At 64.3% G+C, this 15,538-nt stretch carries 14 protein-coding genes; 8 read left to right on the top strand and 6 right to left on the bottom strand.

Annotation, left to right across the window (positions count from 1 at the left end):
• Nucleotides 1-18 precede the first annotated feature (18 nt).
• Entirely contained in the window at nucleotides 19-2,805 is a 2,787-nt protein-coding gene (gene ppc, locus RE429_RS03770; protein WP_414473045.1) for a phosphoenolpyruvate carboxylase, read from the top strand.
• 108 nt (nucleotides 2,806-2,913) lie between these two features.
• On the top strand, nucleotides 2,914-3,087 hold the full coding sequence (locus tag RE429_RS03775; protein WP_414474294.1) for a hypothetical protein: 174 nt from the start codon (nucleotides 2,914-2,916) through the stop codon (nucleotides 3,085-3,087).
• Nucleotides 3,088-3,113: 26 nt separating this feature from the next.
• Here RE429_RS03775 and RE429_RS03780 read toward each other — a convergent pair whose 3' ends face one another.
• Nucleotides 3,114-3,863 (bottom strand): DUF817 domain-containing protein, encoded by a 750-nt coding sequence (locus RE429_RS03780; protein WP_414473046.1) that lies wholly within the window; start codon nucleotides 3,861-3,863, stop codon nucleotides 3,114-3,116.
• Between the two features lie 248 nt (nucleotides 3,864-4,111).
• Between RE429_RS03780 and RE429_RS03785 the strand changes: the two genes are divergently transcribed.
• Entirely contained in the window at nucleotides 4,112-5,080 is a 969-nt protein-coding gene (locus tag RE429_RS03785) for a dihydrodipicolinate synthase family protein (RefSeq protein ID WP_414474108.1), read from the top strand.
• A gap of 14 nt (nucleotides 5,081-5,094) precedes the next feature.
• A complete protein-coding gene (locus tag RE429_RS03790) occupies nucleotides 5,095-5,874 on the top strand; it encodes an SDR family oxidoreductase (protein ID WP_414473047.1) in 780 nt (259 codons plus the stop codon).
• Between the two features lie 178 nt (nucleotides 5,875-6,052).
• On the opposite strand, the gene chrA is transcribed toward RE429_RS03790, so the two are convergent.
• The 3 genes from chrA to RE429_RS03805 all read right to left on the bottom strand — a co-directional run bounded on the left by chrA (nucleotide 6,053) and on the right by RE429_RS03805 (nucleotide 9,320).
• Nucleotides 6,053-7,456: a chromate efflux transporter gene (gene chrA / locus RE429_RS03795; protein WP_414473048.1), complete on the bottom strand. Its 1,404-nt coding sequence runs from the start codon at nucleotides 7,454-7,456 to the stop codon at nucleotides 6,053-6,055.
• 1 nt (nucleotide 7,457) lies between these two features.
• A complete protein-coding gene (locus tag RE429_RS03800; protein WP_414473049.1) occupies nucleotides 7,458-8,282 on the bottom strand; it encodes a chromate resistance protein ChrB domain-containing protein in 825 nt (274 codons plus the stop codon).
• A 222-nt stretch (nucleotides 8,283-8,504) separates the two neighbouring features.
• A complete protein-coding gene (locus tag RE429_RS03805) occupies nucleotides 8,505-9,320 on the bottom strand; it encodes a TIGR00730 family Rossman fold protein (protein ID WP_414473050.1) in 816 nt (271 codons plus the stop codon).
• A gap of 461 nt (nucleotides 9,321-9,781) precedes the next feature.
• Here RE429_RS03805 and RE429_RS03810 point away from each other — a divergent pair, with 461 nt between their 5' ends.
• Nucleotides 9,782-10,960, top strand: coding sequence for a fumarylacetoacetate hydrolase family protein (locus RE429_RS03810; RefSeq protein WP_414474109.1), 1,179 nt, complete (start codon nucleotides 9,782-9,784; stop codon nucleotides 10,958-10,960).
• A 63-nt stretch (nucleotides 10,961-11,023) separates the two neighbouring features.
• On the opposite strand, the gene RE429_RS03815 is transcribed toward RE429_RS03810, so the two are convergent.
• Nucleotides 11,024-11,269, bottom strand: coding sequence for a hypothetical protein (locus tag RE429_RS03815; RefSeq protein WP_414473051.1), 246 nt, complete (start codon nucleotides 11,267-11,269; stop codon nucleotides 11,024-11,026).
• A 30-nt stretch (nucleotides 11,270-11,299) separates the two neighbouring features.
• Between RE429_RS03815 and RE429_RS03820 the strand changes: the two genes are divergently transcribed.
• A complete protein-coding gene (locus tag RE429_RS03820; RefSeq protein WP_414473052.1) occupies nucleotides 11,300-12,070 on the top strand; it encodes a hypothetical protein in 771 nt (256 codons plus the stop codon).
• A 112-nt stretch (nucleotides 12,071-12,182) separates the two neighbouring features.
• Here the strand turns inward: RE429_RS03820 and RE429_RS03825 are convergent, their stop codons facing one another.
• Nucleotides 12,183-13,040: a transglycosylase SLT domain-containing protein gene (locus RE429_RS03825; protein ID WP_414473053.1), complete on the bottom strand. Its 858-nt coding sequence runs from the start codon at nucleotides 13,038-13,040 to the stop codon at nucleotides 12,183-12,185.
• Nucleotides 13,041-13,325: 285 nt separating this feature from the next.
• On the opposite strand from RE429_RS03825, the gene RE429_RS03830 reads away from it, so the two are divergent.
• A complete protein-coding gene (locus RE429_RS03830) occupies nucleotides 13,326-13,625 on the top strand; it encodes an HlyU family transcriptional regulator (protein WP_414473054.1) in 300 nt (99 codons plus the stop codon).
• A 155-nt stretch (nucleotides 13,626-13,780) separates the two neighbouring features.
• Nucleotides 13,781-15,517 carry a catalase gene (locus RE429_RS03835; protein WP_414473055.1) on the top strand — a complete coding sequence of 579 codons (1,737 nt, stop codon included), beginning with the start codon at nucleotides 13,781-13,783 and terminating at the stop codon, nucleotides 15,515-15,517.
• Nucleotides 15,518-15,538: the final 21 nt, after the last annotated feature.

Raw genomic sequence — 15,538 nt, forward strand, 5'->3', positions numbered from 1 at the left:
TGAGCCGGGAGCCGCGCCTTGTCCCTCATCAATGCCGACGTCACGCCCGAGAAGGACTTCCCGCTCCGCGACGACATCCGGCTTCTCGGCCGGCTCCTCGGCGATACGATCCGGGAGCAGGAGGGCGAGGCGGTTTTCGAGGTCGTCGAGCGGATCCGCCAGACCTCGATCCGCTTCCACCGGGATGAGGACGAGGCCGCGCGTCGGGAGCTCGAGACGACCCTGAACAGCCTCTCCCGGGGGCGCACGAACCAGATCATCCGCGCCTACAGCTATTTCTCGCATCTGGCGAACCTCGCGGAGGACCAGCACCATGTGCGCCGCTCCCGCGCCCACGCCATGGCGGGGGCGCATGCCGCGGCCGCGCCGGAGCCGCGCGAGGGCACGCTCGCGCGCGCCCTGAAGCTCGCCCGGGAGGCCGGCGTCACTCAGGAGGCCCTGCAGGCCTTCTTCGCCTCCGCTCTCGTGGTTCCGGTTCTGACCGCGCATCCGACGGAAGTGCGCCGCAAGAGCACCATCGACCGGGAGATGGAAATCTCCCGGGTGCTCGCGCAGCGCGACCGCTACGCCCAGACGCCGGAAGAGGAGGCCGCGTCCGAGGAGGCGATCCGCCGCGCCGTCCTGACCCTGTGGCAGACGAGCATTCTGCGGCGCAACCGCCTGAAGGTGATCGACGAGGTCGTGAACGGCCTGTCCTATTACGATTATACCTTCTTCAAGGAGCTGCCCCGGGTTTACGCCTCGCTGGAAGATCAGCTCGCGGCAGCGGATCCCCGCTGGCAGAGCGTGGAGATCCCGTCCTTCCTGCGCATGGGGAGCTGGATCGGCGGCGACCGCGACGGCAACCCGTTCGTGACGGCCGACGCGCTCGAACAGGCGTTGCGCCTGCAGAGCAGGCATGCCCTCGGGTTCCATCTGGAGGAGCTGCATCGTCTCGGTGCGGAGCTGTCGCTCGACGAGCGCTACGTGAATGCGTCCGAGCAGGTTCATGAGCTGGCCAAGGCCTCGCCCGATCACTCTCCGCACCGGCAGAGCGAGCCCTACCGGAGGGCCATCACGGGCCTGTATGCGCGTCTGGCCGCGACCGCCGCCGGCTTCGGCCATGCCGATATCGCGCGGCACGCGGTCGGCGAGGCGCCGGCCTACGAGAATGCCGAGGAATTTTCAGGCGACCTGTCGATCCTGCACCATTCGCTGGCATCGAACGGCGCGGGCAGCCTCGCACAGGGACGCCTGCGCCGCCTGCGCCGCGCCGTCGGCGTGTTCGGCTTCCATCTGGCAAGCCTCGACCTGCGCCAGAACTCCGACGTGCATGAGCGGGCGGTCGCCGAACTCTTCGAGAAGGCCGTCCCGGGCACGGGATATGAGGCGCTCACCGAGCAGCAGCGGGTCGACCTGCTGCTGGAGGAGCTCGGGACACCGCGCCTTCTGGCCTCTCCCTATCTCGACTATTCGCAGGAAACGGCGTCCGAACTCGCCATCGTCCGCGAGGCCGCGAAGGCGCATCTGCGCTACGGACAGGCGGCGGTTCCCAATTATGTGATCTCGAAGGCGAGCGATCCGTCCGACGTGCTGGAGGTCGCTCTCCTGCTGAAGGAGGCGGGCCTCCTTCGCCCGAACGAAGGCGAGATGGCGGTCAACATCATTCCGCTCTTCGAGACCATCGCGGACCTGCGCAACTGCAGCCGCGTCATGGACGATCTCTTCGCGCTGCCCGGCTACATGCGCCTCCTGCGCAGCCGCGGTCAGGCGCAGGAGGTCATGCTCGGCTATTCCGACAGCAACAAGGACGGCGGCTATCTCACCTCGGGCTGGGAGCTCTACAAGGCCGAGACGGAGCTCGTCGCCGTGTTCAAGCGCCATGGCGTCGGCCTGCGCCTGTTCCACGGGCGCGGCGGCTCCGTCGGCCGCGGCGGAGGTCCGAGCTATCAGGCCATTCTCGCGCAGCCGGGCGGCGCCGTGCAGGGCGCGATCCGCATCACCGAGCAGGGCGAGGTCATCGCCGGCAAGTACTCGAACCCGGATCTCGGACGGCGCAACCTCGAAATCCTCGCGGCGGCCACTCTGGAGGCATCCCTGCTGCATGCGGGCCCATCCGCGCCGCGGGGCGACTATCTCGCCGCCATGGAGGAACTCTCGGAAAGCGCCTATGAGGCCTATCGCGCCCTCGTCTACGGGACCGAAGGCTTCGAGCGCTATTTCTGGGAATCCACCGTGATCGGGGAGATCGCCCATCTCAACATCGGCAGCCGGCCGGCCTCGCGCACGAATTCCCGGCGCATCGAGGACCTGCGCGCCATTCCCTGGGTGTTCGGCTGGGCGCAGTGCCGCCTCATGCTGCCGGGCTGGTACGGTTTCGGCTCGGCCGTCAACGCCTTCGTCGAGAAGCATCCCGAGACCGGTCTTGCGCTGCTGCAGGAGATGAACCGGGAGTGGCCGTTCTTCCAGGCGCTCCTGTCGAACATGGACATGGTGCTCGCCAAGAGCAACATCGCCATCGCGTCGCGCTATTCGAAGCTGGTGGAGGACGAGGCCCTGCGCCAGGCCATCTTCCCTCGGGTCCGGCGCGAGTGGGAGGATTCCATCAGGATGCTGCTTGCGATCATGGGGCAGCAATCGCTCCTCGACGGAAATCCGCTGCTCGCCCGTTCCATCCGCAACCGCTTTCCCTATCTCGATCCTTTGAACCATCTGCAGATCGAGCTTTTGAAGCGCCACCGTTCCGGCGATGCGGACGAGGAGGTGGTGCAGGGTATTCACCTCTCCATCAACGGCATCGCCGCGGGCCTGCGCAACAGCGGCTGACCGGCACACCCCGGAACCCTCCCGCAGCGCTGGAGTTGAAACACCGAAGCGTTACCGGTCGTCGAACGGCCGGTCATCTCCGAGTGGCTTCAGGCAAAGGAGAGCATCATGTCTCGTGGCGACAAGTCCGCTTATACCGACAAGCAGAAACGCAAGGCCGAGCATATCGAGGATTCCTACGAGAACCGTGGCGTCTCGGAGAAGGAAGCCGAGCGGCGCGCCTGGGCGACCGTCAACAAGCAGGATGGCGGCGGCAAGAAGGACGGTTCCGGCCGCCACTGACCGGGCGACCGCCTCGATCGGTTCCTTCAGGCTTCGACGGGGCTTGGATCCGCGATGGGGCCGTTCTCCCCGGTTTCAAAGACATAGCGTTGGGGGCGGTTCAGAGCCGCGATCATCACATAGGAGATGATCATCAGCAGCAACCAGGCCCCCAACTTGCTGAACGGCACCATCGACCACCCCTTCATCTGATGCGGATAGAGCCACGCGCCCGTGACGGTGCCGATGTTCTCCGCGAACCAGATGAAGAGCGAAACGAGCACGAAGCCGAGCAGCAGCGGCATCCGGCGGTGCACGCGCCAGACCTTGAAATGAACCGTCGTGCGTCCGAACAGCAGGGCCGTAACGGCAAACAGCACGAGCCGCAGGTCCGCGACGAAGTGGTGCGTGAAAAAGTTGAGATAGATCCCACCCGACAGGACGATCGTTGCCCAGACGGGCGGGTGGTGGGTGAAGCGGAAATCGAACAATCGCCAGACCCGAGCGAGATAGCTGCCGACTGCCGCGTACATGAAGCCCGCGAAGAGGGGCGCTCCGCCGATCCTCAGAAGGCTTGCCTCGGGATAGGCCCAGGAGCCGACGGAGGTCTTGAAGATCTCCATGACCGTGCCGACCGCATGGAACAGCAGGATGACCCTGGCCTCTTCCAAGGTTTCAAGGCGCATCGCGATCAAAGCCGCCTGGATCAGGATCGCCATGACGAACAGGGCGTCATAGCGAGGGACCGGCAGCGCTGCCGGATACCAGAGCTTCGTGGCGACCAGGAGGGCGACCATGAGGCCGCCTAACAGGCAGGCCCAGCCCTGCTTGATGCCGAAGCGGAGGAATTCGTAGAGCCCGGCTGTCCATGGGCCCTTGCTTTCGGCCGATCGTGCAAGCCGCTCCTCCGCCGCGACGAATCGGGCCGTGAAGGACCAGAGCCTGGCGGAACTCCCGGACGGAGGTTTTTTTTACGATATAGCATTTCGCTTATGTGGCATGAACTCTGCCGCCTGCCAAGTCGCAAGCGGGCTTGCCCCTGGAGATGCTCCGCGGGGACGTGTATGGAGGGGTTCGTTGTCCTTCCAGGGAGGAAGCCTTGCTCACGAGTTCCGCCGCCGGCGTTTATGTCATCTGTCCCACCCCCTTCGAGAGCGACGGACGGCTCGATACGGCCTCCACCGATCGCATGGTCGAGGCCTATCTCGAAGCCGGTGCGACGGGTCTCACGATCCTCGGCATCATGGGGGAAGCGCCGAAGCTTGCCGCCGACGAGTCGCAGGCCTTCGTTCGCCAGGTCATGAAAGCCGTCGCAGGGCGCGTTCCGGTGATCGTCGGCGTCTCGGCCGCAGGCTTTGCCGCCATGTCGGCCCTGTCCGCCAAGGCCATGGATGCGGGCGCCGCCGGCGTCATGATCGCGCCGCCTTCGACGCTCAGGACCGATGACCAGATCGTTTCCTATTATGCCGACGCGGCTGAGGCCATCGGGGCGGATGTGCCTTTCGTGCTTCAGGATTACCCGCTCACCACCAACGTGGTGATGACGCCCAAGGTGATCATGCGCATTATCGAGCAGAACGCGTCCTGCGTCATGCTCAAGCACGAGGATTGGCCGGGTCTCGACAAGATCACGACGCTGCGTCGCGCGAGCGATGCGGGTGAGGTGCGCCGCGTCTCGATTCTGTGCGGAAACGGCGGCCTGTTCCTTCCCTTCGAGATGGAGCGCGGGGCCGACGGCGCCATGACGGGCTATGCGTACCCGGAAATGCTGGTCGGCGTCGTCAACCTGATCAAGCAGGGCAGGCGCAAGGAAGCGCACGACCTGTTCGACCGCCACCTGCCGCTGGTGCGCTATGAGACCCAACCGGGCGTGGGTCTCGCCGTCCGCAAATATGTGCTTCAGAAACGCGGTATCATCGCTCACGACACGCTGCGCAAGCCCGGCCCGAAGCTGAGTCCGGAGACCGTTTCCGAAATCGACTGGCTGATGCAGCGCATCGAGCGCTCGGAATAACAAGGGAGTCAAAGATGAAGACAGGATTGGAAGGAAAGCGCGCGCTGGTGCTCGGCGCCAGCAAGGGTCTGGGCTTCGGCATCGCTCAAGGCTTGGCGGAGGAGGGCGCCCGTGTCGCCATCGCGAGCCGCACCATGGATGGCTCGAAGGCGGCGGCCGACAGGATCGGCCACGCCGTCACGCCCTTCGTCTGCGATACGGGCAAGGTCGACCAGATCGATGCTCTCGCGAAGGACGTGACGGACGCCTTCGGCGGCATCGACATTCTGGTGCTCAACAGCGGCGGTCCGCCCCCCGGCAGGGCGCAGGCCGTCTCGTCGGACCAGTGGCGGCAATCGTTCGACGCCATGTTCGTCAACCTCGTGCGCATCACGGATCATCTTTTGCCCGGCATGATCGAGCGCAAGTTCGGCCGCATCATCTCGGTGATCTCGTCCGGCGTCATCCAGCCGATCCCGAACCTTGCGATCTCGAACGCCATTCGTCCCGCGCTCGTCGGCTGGGGCAAGACGCTGTCGAGCGAAGTGGCCTCCTCCGGCGTGACGGTCAATGCGATTGCGCCCGGGCGGATCGCGACGGATCGCCTGAAGCAACTCGACACCGCCAATGCCGAGCGCACGGGACGTTCCGTCGAGGATGTCGCCACAGCCGCACGCGCCGGCATCCCGGCGGGCCGTTATGGCACGATCGAGGAATTCGCGGCGGCGGCGGTCTTCCTTGCCAGCGAGCAGGCCTCCTTCATGACGGGTTCGATCCTGCGGGTGGATGGCGGACAGATCTCGTCCGTGACGTGATGTCATCGAGCGGGGGAGACATGTCCATGTCTCTCCCGCGTGCCTAGAGCATCGGATTGGATCCCGAAAGTGGGCCCACTTTTGGGATCCAATCCGATGCTCCACTCCTTAAAGGGCGCATCGTTCGAAGCGAAAAACCGGAGCCACTTTTTCGCACGATGCGCTTGCACGGCTGCGATCAGGCAAGCGCTCCGGCAATGTAGAGAGCGATGCCCGCCGCCGATGTCGCCGCCAGGGCCGTCAGCATGCCGATCTTGAAACGGAACATCGCAAGGACAGCCGCGAGCGAGAGCGCAAGAGCCCAGACGCTGACGCTCGACGGCAGCGGAGCATCGAACCGGACAGGTCCCCAAGCGACCGGATGAACCCGGGCAAAAATGGTGTGAATCGCAAACCAGATCGCCAGGTTGAGGATCACGCCGACAACGGCCGCGGTGATCGCCGACAATGCGCCGTTCAGCGACTTGTTGTCCCGCATGACTTCGATGAAGGGCGCTCCGAGAAAGATCCATAGGAAACAGGGCGTAAATGTCACCCAGGTGGTCAAAAGCCCTCCCAGCGTTCCGGCCGCGAGAGGATGGAGCATTCCCGGATCGCGGAACGCGGCCATGAAGCCCACGAACTGCAGCACCATGATGAGCGGTCCGGGCGTCGTCTCGGCCATGCCGAGCCCGTCCAGCATCTCGCCGGGCCTCAGCCAGCCATAGGTCTCGACGGCCTGCTGCGCGACGTAGGCCAGAACCGCATAGGCGCCGCCGAAGGTGACCATCGCCATCTTCGAGAAGAACACCCCTATCTGGCTGAAAACGTCGCCGGGACCGAAGGAGGCGAGCAGCGCGATGACAGGGACGAGCCACAGGGTCAGCCAGATCGCCGTGTTGCGCAGAGTCGTCCTTACGGTTGGACGGGCATGCGCCGGCACGTCCTCGCCGAGCAGGCTCTCCGCGTCGCTCAGCCCCGATTTTGCCGCTCCATGCCTTCCGCCGGCCTGGAACTGAGCCATGCCGGCCCGTCCGCCGACGTAGCCGATCAGGCCCGCCGTCAGAATGATGAGCGGGAACGGAATTCCCACGAAGAAGATCGCAACGAACGCCGCCGCCGCGAGCCCGCGCATGATGTTGTTCTTGAGCGCGCGCTTGCCGATCCTCACCACCGCCTCGAGGACGATGGCGATCACGGCCGCCTTCAATCCGAAGAACAGAGCCGAGACGAACCCGACCTTGCCGAACAGGGCATAGATCCAGCTCAAGCCCATGATGGTGACGATGCCGGGCAGGATGAACAATCCTCCCGCGAGGAGGCCGCCGCGCGTGCGATGCATGAGCCAACCGATATAGGTCGCGAGCTGCTGGGCCTCGGGACCGGGCAGAAGCATGCAATAGTTCAGGGCGTGGAGAAAACGGTTCTCGGAAACCCAGCGCTTTTCCTCGACGATGATGCGGTGCATGACCGCGATCTGGCCGGCCGGGCCGCCGAAGCTCAGGAGGGCGACCCGCGCCCAAACCCGGAGAGCTTCGCGCAATGTCACGCCGTGCGTCGGAGCGTCCGGATGCGCGGTTGCACGGGGGGAAGTCGTGTCCATGTCAGACTCCCGACGTCTTCGCCGGCCAGTTATGGGTTTCATCGACGGCATCCCGGCACCAGCGATAGAAGGCATCGTAGAGATCCATTCCCGCTTCGAGCTGCTCGAGGTCGTCGGAATACATCCGGGAGAGGCCCAGAGAGGCCGCGAGCAGGCCCGGCGCCTCCGGCGCAAGATCGAGCCTCGCCGTGTCCGCGCCACGCACGATGGTGGCCAAGCGCAGGAGCGGCTCTGTGGTGAGGCCGAATTCCTCCACCATGGTGTCGAAGGTGCATTTGTCGCCCCGGTGACTCCAGAACACGCCTTCTCCCTCCAGGTCGAAGGCTGTCCCGCCAAAGCGCTCCGCCGCGGCGAGAACCTGCGATGGGTGAACGAAGAGAAAGACGGCGGAAGGATCGACAAAACGTCGGATAAGCCACGAGCAGGCAACTCGGTCGATCTTGGGCCGGGCGCGTGTGACCCATATGGTCCGCCCACGCGGATCGCGATCGGGGATCTTGGCCTCCGGTACCATCGGGAGCCCTGCCTCGGACCAGGCTACGACACCGCCTTCGAGAGAATCCGCCGGAATGCCTTCGTGCCTGAGCCACGCCGCTACGCCCTGCCCCAGCTTGAGACCTTTCTTGCAAATGACGATGACGGAACGGCCCTTGAACTCTTGCGCCCAATCGGAGACCGACGCGAAGGGGCGGCGAACGGCGCCGGGGATCAGGCGCGGGTCACAAGCGAAATCGTCCTCCGTGCAGACGTCGATGAGGACGGGGCACCTGGGAGTGCCGATGAGACGAGCGAGCTTTTCGACCGAGATGGTGGTGAATGACGACATGGTGCATCCGTAAAAGTGAGAGCGGATGCGATGCTTGGGCATGTCGCCTCGTGGGGAGATCGCAATCCCCATGAACTTTATTGCATACGACCTGCGCCGATTTTGTCAACTCCGTTTGGGCGACTGCCGCTCGATTTGTTGTCCAGGACGCTGTTGCCGAGAGCGTCGAACGCGAAAAGCGGGAACCGGTTTTGCGTGGAAAGATGCTGTAAGTCCACGGACTTACAGCATCGGATTTGGGTTCGATGTCACGTCCGATGCTGTCGTGCGCTCTTCGGGAGTAGGAACGACGAGACCCTTGTCGACCAGCGTCGTCCAGATGTCCTCGGCGTTTTCGGCGAAGTTCACGAGCTTGCGGTCGTCCGCGCTGACCATCCCGTGTTCGAGCAGGGCATCGAACTTGACGATCGACTGCCAGTAAGCCTTGTCGAACAGAACGATCGGCAGGGGAGGCGCCTTGCCGGTCTGCCGGAGGGTGAGGATCTCGAAGAGCTCGTCCAGAGTGCCGAAGCCGCCCGGGAACACCACGAGCGCATGGGCGCGCATCGCCAGATGCATCTTGCGCATGGCGAAGTAGTGAAACCGGAAGGTGAGATCGGGCGTCGAATAGGGATTGGGCTCCTGCTCGTGCGGCAGGGTGATGTTGAAGCCGATGGAGGGCGCCCCCACGTCGGATGCGCCGCGATTGGCCGCCTCCATGATGCCTGGGCCTCCGCCGGTCGCGATGACGTTGTCGCGGATGCCGCCGTTCACGGTCAACGCCCCGCCGCGCCGGGAGGCGATCGCCCCGAAGGCGCGGGCCTCCCCATACCACAACGGATGCCGTCCCGGCCCGTCCTCGCGAACGCGGGCGCTTCCGAACACCACGATGGTGGAGCGCACCCCCCAGGTGCGCAGGTTCTCTTCAGCCTTGGCGTATTCCAGCTGGAAGCGGACGCCCCGCATCGAATCTCCCAGCAGGAAATCCTGATCGAGGGCTGCCAGACGGAAGGACGGGGAGGCGAGATGGGCCGCGTTGGAGGGCCTTCTGATGTCCATCGGCAGGGGCTCCTGTGATTGCGGACCTCAGAAAGCACATCTCCGGGCCGCCGTTAAGAGCCCAATGGCCCCGTTGGGATTTCCGGGGGACTGGATGGCGGAACGCCGACGGGTTCGCCCGGGCTGGGGGCTTCGCTGGGCGTGTCGGGCGGAACTCCCAGAGGTTCTCCGGGACTCGGGATTCCAGGAGGCCCGGGGTCCGGGTAAACGGGCTGGGGTGCCGGACTCGGCACGTCCGGCTGCGGCGGCGTCGGGTTGGGCGTGTCTGACATGGCCGGGTTTCCTCTGATGACAAGGTTCCGGTTCGGAACGGAAGACAAACGGCCTTTGTTCCGAACCGCCTTCCGCCCGGACATTCGCCTATTTGTCCGTAGGCTCCGCCGCCCGGCCCGCTATACTCGCCGTCAAGAAGGGCGAAGCGGCCCTTTGCCGATCAGAGGGAGCGCCTGCCTGTGAAACGCTTGTCTTCTATGAACGCCGCGGACATCCTGCCGGTTGACGGCTATCGGGGGGCGCTGGCGGGCCGTGTCTGGCGGCCGGGTCTCGGCCCCTGTGTCGTGGCGATCCGGGAGGAGGGGGTGATCGACATCTCCGCCACCTGCGCCACGATGAGCGAGCTCGCCGCCGGGGCGGATCCGGCGCGCACGCTCAGCGGCGCCGCGGGCGAGCGGATCGGGTCGCTGGCCGAGCTCGTGGCCAATACGCCCCCCGACGGCCGCGACGGATCAAAGCCCTGGCTGCTGGCGCCGATCGACCTGCAGGTGATCAAGGCGGCCGGCGTCACGTTCGCGGTGTCGATGCTCGAGCGCGTCATCGAGGAGCGGGCCCGCGGCGATGCCGGGGCGGCGGCCGCGATCCGGGCCGAGGTCCTGCGCCTGGTCGGGGACGATCTCAGCCGGCTCCGGCCCGGCTCGCCCGAGGCCTTGGCCCTCAAGCAGGTGCTCGTCGCGCAAGGCGCCTGGAGCCAGTATCTCGAGGTCGGCATCGGGCCCGACGCCGAGGTCTTCACCAAGGCCCCGACCTTGTCGGCGGTCGGGCCGTTCATGGATGCTGGCCTGCACCCGAAATCGACCTGGAACAATCCCGAGCCGGAGGTGGTGATCGTGGTCACGGCCGACGGCCGGATCGTCGGGGCGACGCTCGGCAACGACGTGAACCTGCGCGACTTCGAGGGCCGCTCGGCGCTGCTGCTGTCGAAGGCCAAGGACAACAACGCCTCCTGTGCGCTGGGCCCGTTCCTGCGGTTCTTCGACGAAACCTTCTCGCTCGATGACGTGCGCCGGACCACCGTGACGCTGAGCGTCGAGGGCGAGGACGGGTTCCGGCTCGAAGGGTCATCATCGCTGACGAAGATCAGCCGCGATCCGGCGGATCTGGTCGCGCAGACGCTGGGCCCGCACCATCAGTACCCGGACGGGTTCGTGCTGTTTCTCGGCACCATGTTCGCGCCGACGCAGGATCGCGACGAGCCCGGCATGGGCTTCACGCACAAGCGCGGCGACATCGTCACCATCGCGGCGCCCGAACTCGGCGCGCTCGTCAACCGGATCCGGCCGAGTTCGGATTGCGAGCCCTGGGCCTTCGGCTTGGGCGCCCTCATGCGCAACCTCGCAGCGCGCGGTCTGTTGAAGGCGTCATGAATCCCTTCGAAGATGTGCGCGTCCTTGGGCGCGCGCATCCTCTTCGCGAACACCGGCCGAGTATTATGAAGTAGCGTTGCGCTGGAAATTAACTTCGTTTGCAGTTCCAAAGGCCGCTTCTTCTCCAATTCCATTGAAGTTTGCCTTCTGAACGCCATCATAAGCGATCACGAGAGTTGCCGGTCCAGGGCCCGCTTCATCGCATGCGGAATGTTGTTGCGTGTCAAGACATGCTTGCTGAGCATGCTTGATATGAATTGAAACTTCATTCTGTTGAATGTCGTTGGAGCGCGTTTTAATGCCCGACAATGTATCGTGCTTTGTATCAGAGAGCTAAAAATGGTTGCTTATAGACGTTATCTTATTGCCTCGTCTCTTGCGCGACTGATCAGGAAAGAGAGAGGCGGCAACCGCATCACCGAAGGCCACTTTCCCAATCAGGCCGACCGGAGTTCTTTCGTGATCGTGGACGGCGACAAGGGAAGCCTCGTCCTCGTTCAGACAGGATCGAATGGTCCGGTCGAGGAGCGCACGGATGTGCCGCGCGCCCACGCCGAGGCGCTGCTCGATGTGACGCCGGGAAAGATCGACTACCTTCTCACGCATCTGTCCGTCGGTACGCGGGACGTTCAGATCGCCCGCTTCGTCACGCCGGGTCCGCTCGACATGATCTCCGTCTCGTTCGAAAGCGAGGAGGAGGCCCGGGATTTCCGCCCGTTGTCCTGGTTCGGCCCGGACGTCACGTCTGATGCGGCCTACCAGAACCGCTCGATCGCGCTGAACGGCGCGCCGCAGGTGCCGGAGGTTTCCCTGACCAATGCGGCCCTCAACAGCCTGCTCGACACGCTCGAGAACCGCTACAGCGGCTCGCGCTCCTATGCTCCGCAGTCGCAGACGAGGAATTCCGCCGAGGTCGAGCTCGTTCAGAACGCCCCGGCGTCCGAGAGGGGAGCCACTGCCGCGCAAGGCAGGCCTCAGGCGCAGCAGGCCGCGCCCGCTGCGACCGACGTCGAGATCGCCGATGAAGAGAACAACGATCTCAACCTCAGCATCGAGGACAATGTCATCCGCGAGCTGGCGCGCTCCCTGCGGCCCCAGCGGCGGTCGTAATCCGAGAAGGCCCGGATCGAAAGATCCGGGCCTTTTCTTGACGGCATCGGACCTGGCATCGAATCCGCATCCGATGCTTTAAGCGATCCGATGCCCTAGCTCGGCAGGTGCCCTAGCTCGGCAGGACGATGCAGCTTCCGCCGAGAGCATGGATCTTCTGACAGAGCTCCTCTGCGGCCTTGCGGGTCTCGGCCGGTGCGCGAACGCGATAGAACGTTCGTGTCCCCCGATAACGCAGCCGCGTTCCGATGATCATCGGTCGCATATCCTTCAGCACGGACGCATAGGCGATGCTGGCCCGCCGGTACGTCGAGAGGGCCTGATCCTTCGAAAAATTGCCTGCCAGCTGAACGCCCCAGGGGGCGAAGGGCGCCTCGATCACATTGGCATAGCCGCGTCCCGGCAGGCGAAGGGTCGCGACGATCGTCCGGCAGCTCTCCGGCTCGGGGTCGCTCTTGTGCGGCTCCTGCGGGTCGAGGCTCTTTTTCAGGTCCTCCATCCAGGCTTCCGCGGTCCGCCCCGTGATCGAGGCGACATAGTTCCTTGTCTCGGCCGGCAGGTCCCCGCGTCCTTCGAGCCACGACGAGACCCGGGCGGGCCCGCCGTTATAGGCGGCCGCCGCCAGGCCCAGATTGCCGAAGCGCCCGGAAAGCTCGGCAATCAGCTCGGCCGCCTTGGGGATCGCCTGCTCGGGATCGAACGGATCCGACAGGCCACGATCCTTCGCGGTTCCCGGCATGAACTGCGCCACGCCCTGGGCGCCGGCGGAGCTTACCACGCCCGTGCGGAACGAGCTCTCCTGCCAGATGAGCCTGGTCAGGAAGTCGCGCGGCAGATCCTGCTGGCGTGCCGCTCCCTCGATGAGACGGCACAATGCCTCTTCGACGGTTTCTCCGGAGCTGGATGGAGCCGCCAAAGCCGTCTCGCATAAAGCGAGAATCCCGCAGAGTGGCAACAGCCAGGCGCGCATGGCACATCCCGTGAGAAGACTTTTGTCCTGAAAAGGGTCTTTCAGCCGCAGACAAGCTGAAGCCTAAAGATAGGCGGTCATCCGCATCGCCAAGAGGACGCTGAGCCAAGAGGATGCTGAGCCAAGAGCATGCTGATCGCATGAAGCGGCGATACGAGGGCATCCCTGGATGCCCTATCGGTTCTGCGATCAGGGACATGCGGTTGCAGGCGACAGGCTTGCCCCCTAAAACCTCTCCAGAGCTATCCTGGCTCGAACGAATCAGAACTCAGCACCGGTAACGCCATGGCCTCGTTTTTAAAAGATCTCTGGACCCGCCTTTCCGGGGCAGGCGACAGTTCCGACAAGCCCGAGGTCGCGGCCGAGGCCGTGGAGTACAAGGGGTTCCGCATCCGGCCCGCACCGTATCCTTCGAAGGGACAGTATCAGACCGCGGGGATCATCGAGAAGGATTTCGAAGCCGGCGTGAAGGAGCATCGTTTCGTCCGTGCCGAGACCCATCCGAGCAAGGACGACGCCGTGGCTTTCGCCATCGTCAAAGGCAGGCAGATCATCGATGAGCAGGGGGAGCGCATCTTCGACTGATCGAGAGAGGCTGCTTCAATTCTCCCCCGTCTATTCCCTTTCGTGCTCCCTGCATCAAGTAATCCCTTTCTCTGCATCTGAACCAGGCCGCGAACGCGCGGCGCCAAGCGTTGGAATGGCGCCGACCGTCGGCGGCATCAGGAAGGGAGCACCAAATGGCCAACAGCCCCAAAGACCCCAAATCCGGCAAGTCCTCAGCCTCGAAGGGCTCGGATCAGGTTCTGACGAACCGGCAGGGGCATCCCATCACGAACAACCAGTCGCAGCGCACGGTCGGCAGCCGCGGTCCGGCAACGTTGGAAAATTACCAGTTTCTTGAAAAGATCACGCATTTCGATCGCGAGCGCATTCCCGAGCGTGTGGTCCACGCGCGCGGCTTCGTCTGCTACGGAGAATTCGAGGCGACCGGCAAGATCGGTGACGAGCCCGCATCCCAGTACACCAGGGCCAAGCTGTTTCAGCAGGCCGGCAAGAAAACGCCCCTCGCCATCCGCTTCTCGACCGTGATCGGCGGCCGCGACTCCTCGGAGGTGGCGCGCGATCCACGCGGCTTCGCGGTGAAATTCTACACGGAAGACGGTAACTGGGATCTCGTCGGAAACAACCTGGCCGTCTTCTTCATCCGCGACGCCATCAAGTTCCCGGACGTCATCCATTCCCTCAAGCCGGACCCTGTGACGTTCCGACAGGAACCGAACCGCATCTTCGACTTCATGAGCCAGACGCCGGAATCCATGCACATGCTGACGCATCTGTTCAGCCCGCGCGGCATTCCGGCGAGCTACCGGCACATGGAGGGTTTCGGCGTCAACACCTACAAGATGGTCAACGCGAAAGGCGGAACGGTGCTGGTGAAGTACCATTTCCATCCGCGTTGCGGCGTGGCGAGCCTGACCGCCGCGGAGGCCGCCAAGGTGCAGGGGCAGGATCTCGGCTCCGCTTCGAAGGATCTTTATGAGGCCATCGAACGCGGCGAGTATCCGCAATGGGACGTCTATGTGCAGATCATGGAAGACCATGATCATCCGGAGCTTGACTGGGATCCGCTGGACGACACCAAGATCTGGCCGGAGAAGGATTTTCCGCTCCGCCATGTCGGCGTGATGACGCTCAACCGCAACGTTCAGGACCATTTCAACGAGAACGAGCAGATCTCCATGGGCACGGGCGTGCTCGTGGACGGCCTCGACTTCTCGGACGACAAGATGCTTGTCGGGCGCACCTTCTCCTATTCGGATACGCAGCGCTACCGCGTCGGCACCAACTATCTTCAGCTTCCGGTGAACCAGGCCAAGAATGCCAAGGTCTCCACGAACCTGAGCGGCGGCCAGATGTCCTACGGCAGGGATCTCGCGCCGGGACAGAATCCGCATGTGAATTTCGAGCCGTCCATTCACAACGGCCTGAACGAGTCGCCGCGAGAGGAGCCGAACAATCCTCCCGAGATCCGCGGACGCCTGACCCGCAGTATGATCGAACGGAGAAACGACTATCTCCATGCGCGCGGGCGCTACTGCACCATGATGGACTGGGAGCGCGACGATCTGGTGTCCAACATGGGCACGCTCCTCGGCCAGTGCGAGCGGGACGTGCAGGAGCGCATGGTATGGCACCTGTTCATGATCCACGACGATTACGGCAGCCGGGTCGGGGACATGCTGGGCATCAAGGCCGACGATGTCAGGCAGCTGCCGCCGCTGCCGAAACAGGTCCTTACGGACGATGAAAAGCGCAGGTTGCAGAACCTGGGCAAGAATGGCGACAAGATCGACCCGACCGTCTGGGGGCAGTGGACGAGTTCCGTGAAGAACTACAAAGCCTCCGCCGAGGAGGTCCTGGGCGGCATGCGCAACGTTCCGACCAAGCCCGCGACCCGTCAGGCGGCGGAATGACCGAGCGGCATAGGGAAGCGA

This window comes from Microvirga sp. M2, from assembly GCF_047497095.1.
In the GTDB taxonomy this organism is placed as follows: Bacteria; Pseudomonadota; Alphaproteobacteria; order Rhizobiales; family Beijerinckiaceae; genus Microvirga.

Coding starts and splice junctions, on each gene's coding strand:
- RE429_RS03775 (WP_414474294.1), top strand. CDS start 2,914: ATGTCTCGTGGCGACAAGTCCGCTTATACCGACAAGCAGAAACGCAAG.
- RE429_RS03780 (WP_414473046.1), bottom strand. CDS start 3,863: ATGGTCGCCCTCCTGGTCGCCACGAAGCTCTGGTATCCGGCAGCGCTG.
- RE429_RS03785 (WP_414474108.1), top strand. CDS start 4,112: ATGCTCCGCGGGGACGTGTATGGAGGGGTTCGTTGTCCTTCCAGGGAG.
- RE429_RS03790 (WP_414473047.1), top strand. CDS start 5,095: ATGAAGACAGGATTGGAAGGAAAGCGCGCGCTGGTGCTCGGCGCCAGC.
- chrA (WP_414473048.1), bottom strand. CDS start 7,456: ATGGACACGACTTCCCCCCGTGCAACCGCGCATCCGGACGCTCCGACG.
- RE429_RS03800 (WP_414473049.1), bottom strand. CDS start 8,282: ATGTCGTCATTCACCACCATCTCGGTCGAAAAGCTCGCTCGTCTCATC.
- RE429_RS03805 (WP_414473050.1), bottom strand. CDS start 9,320: ATGGACATCAGAAGGCCCTCCAACGCGGCCCATCTCGCCTCCCCGTCC.
- RE429_RS03820 (WP_414473052.1), top strand. CDS start 11,300: ATGGTTGCTTATAGACGTTATCTTATTGCCTCGTCTCTTGCGCGACTG.
- RE429_RS03825 (WP_414473053.1), bottom strand. CDS start 13,040: ATGCGCGCCTGGCTGTTGCCACTCTGCGGGATTCTCGCTTTATGCGAG.
- RE429_RS03830 (WP_414473054.1), top strand. CDS start 13,326: ATGGCCTCGTTTTTAAAAGATCTCTGGACCCGCCTTTCCGGGGCAGGC.
- RE429_RS03835 (WP_414473055.1), top strand. CDS start 13,781: ATGGCCAACAGCCCCAAAGACCCCAAATCCGGCAAGTCCTCAGCCTCG.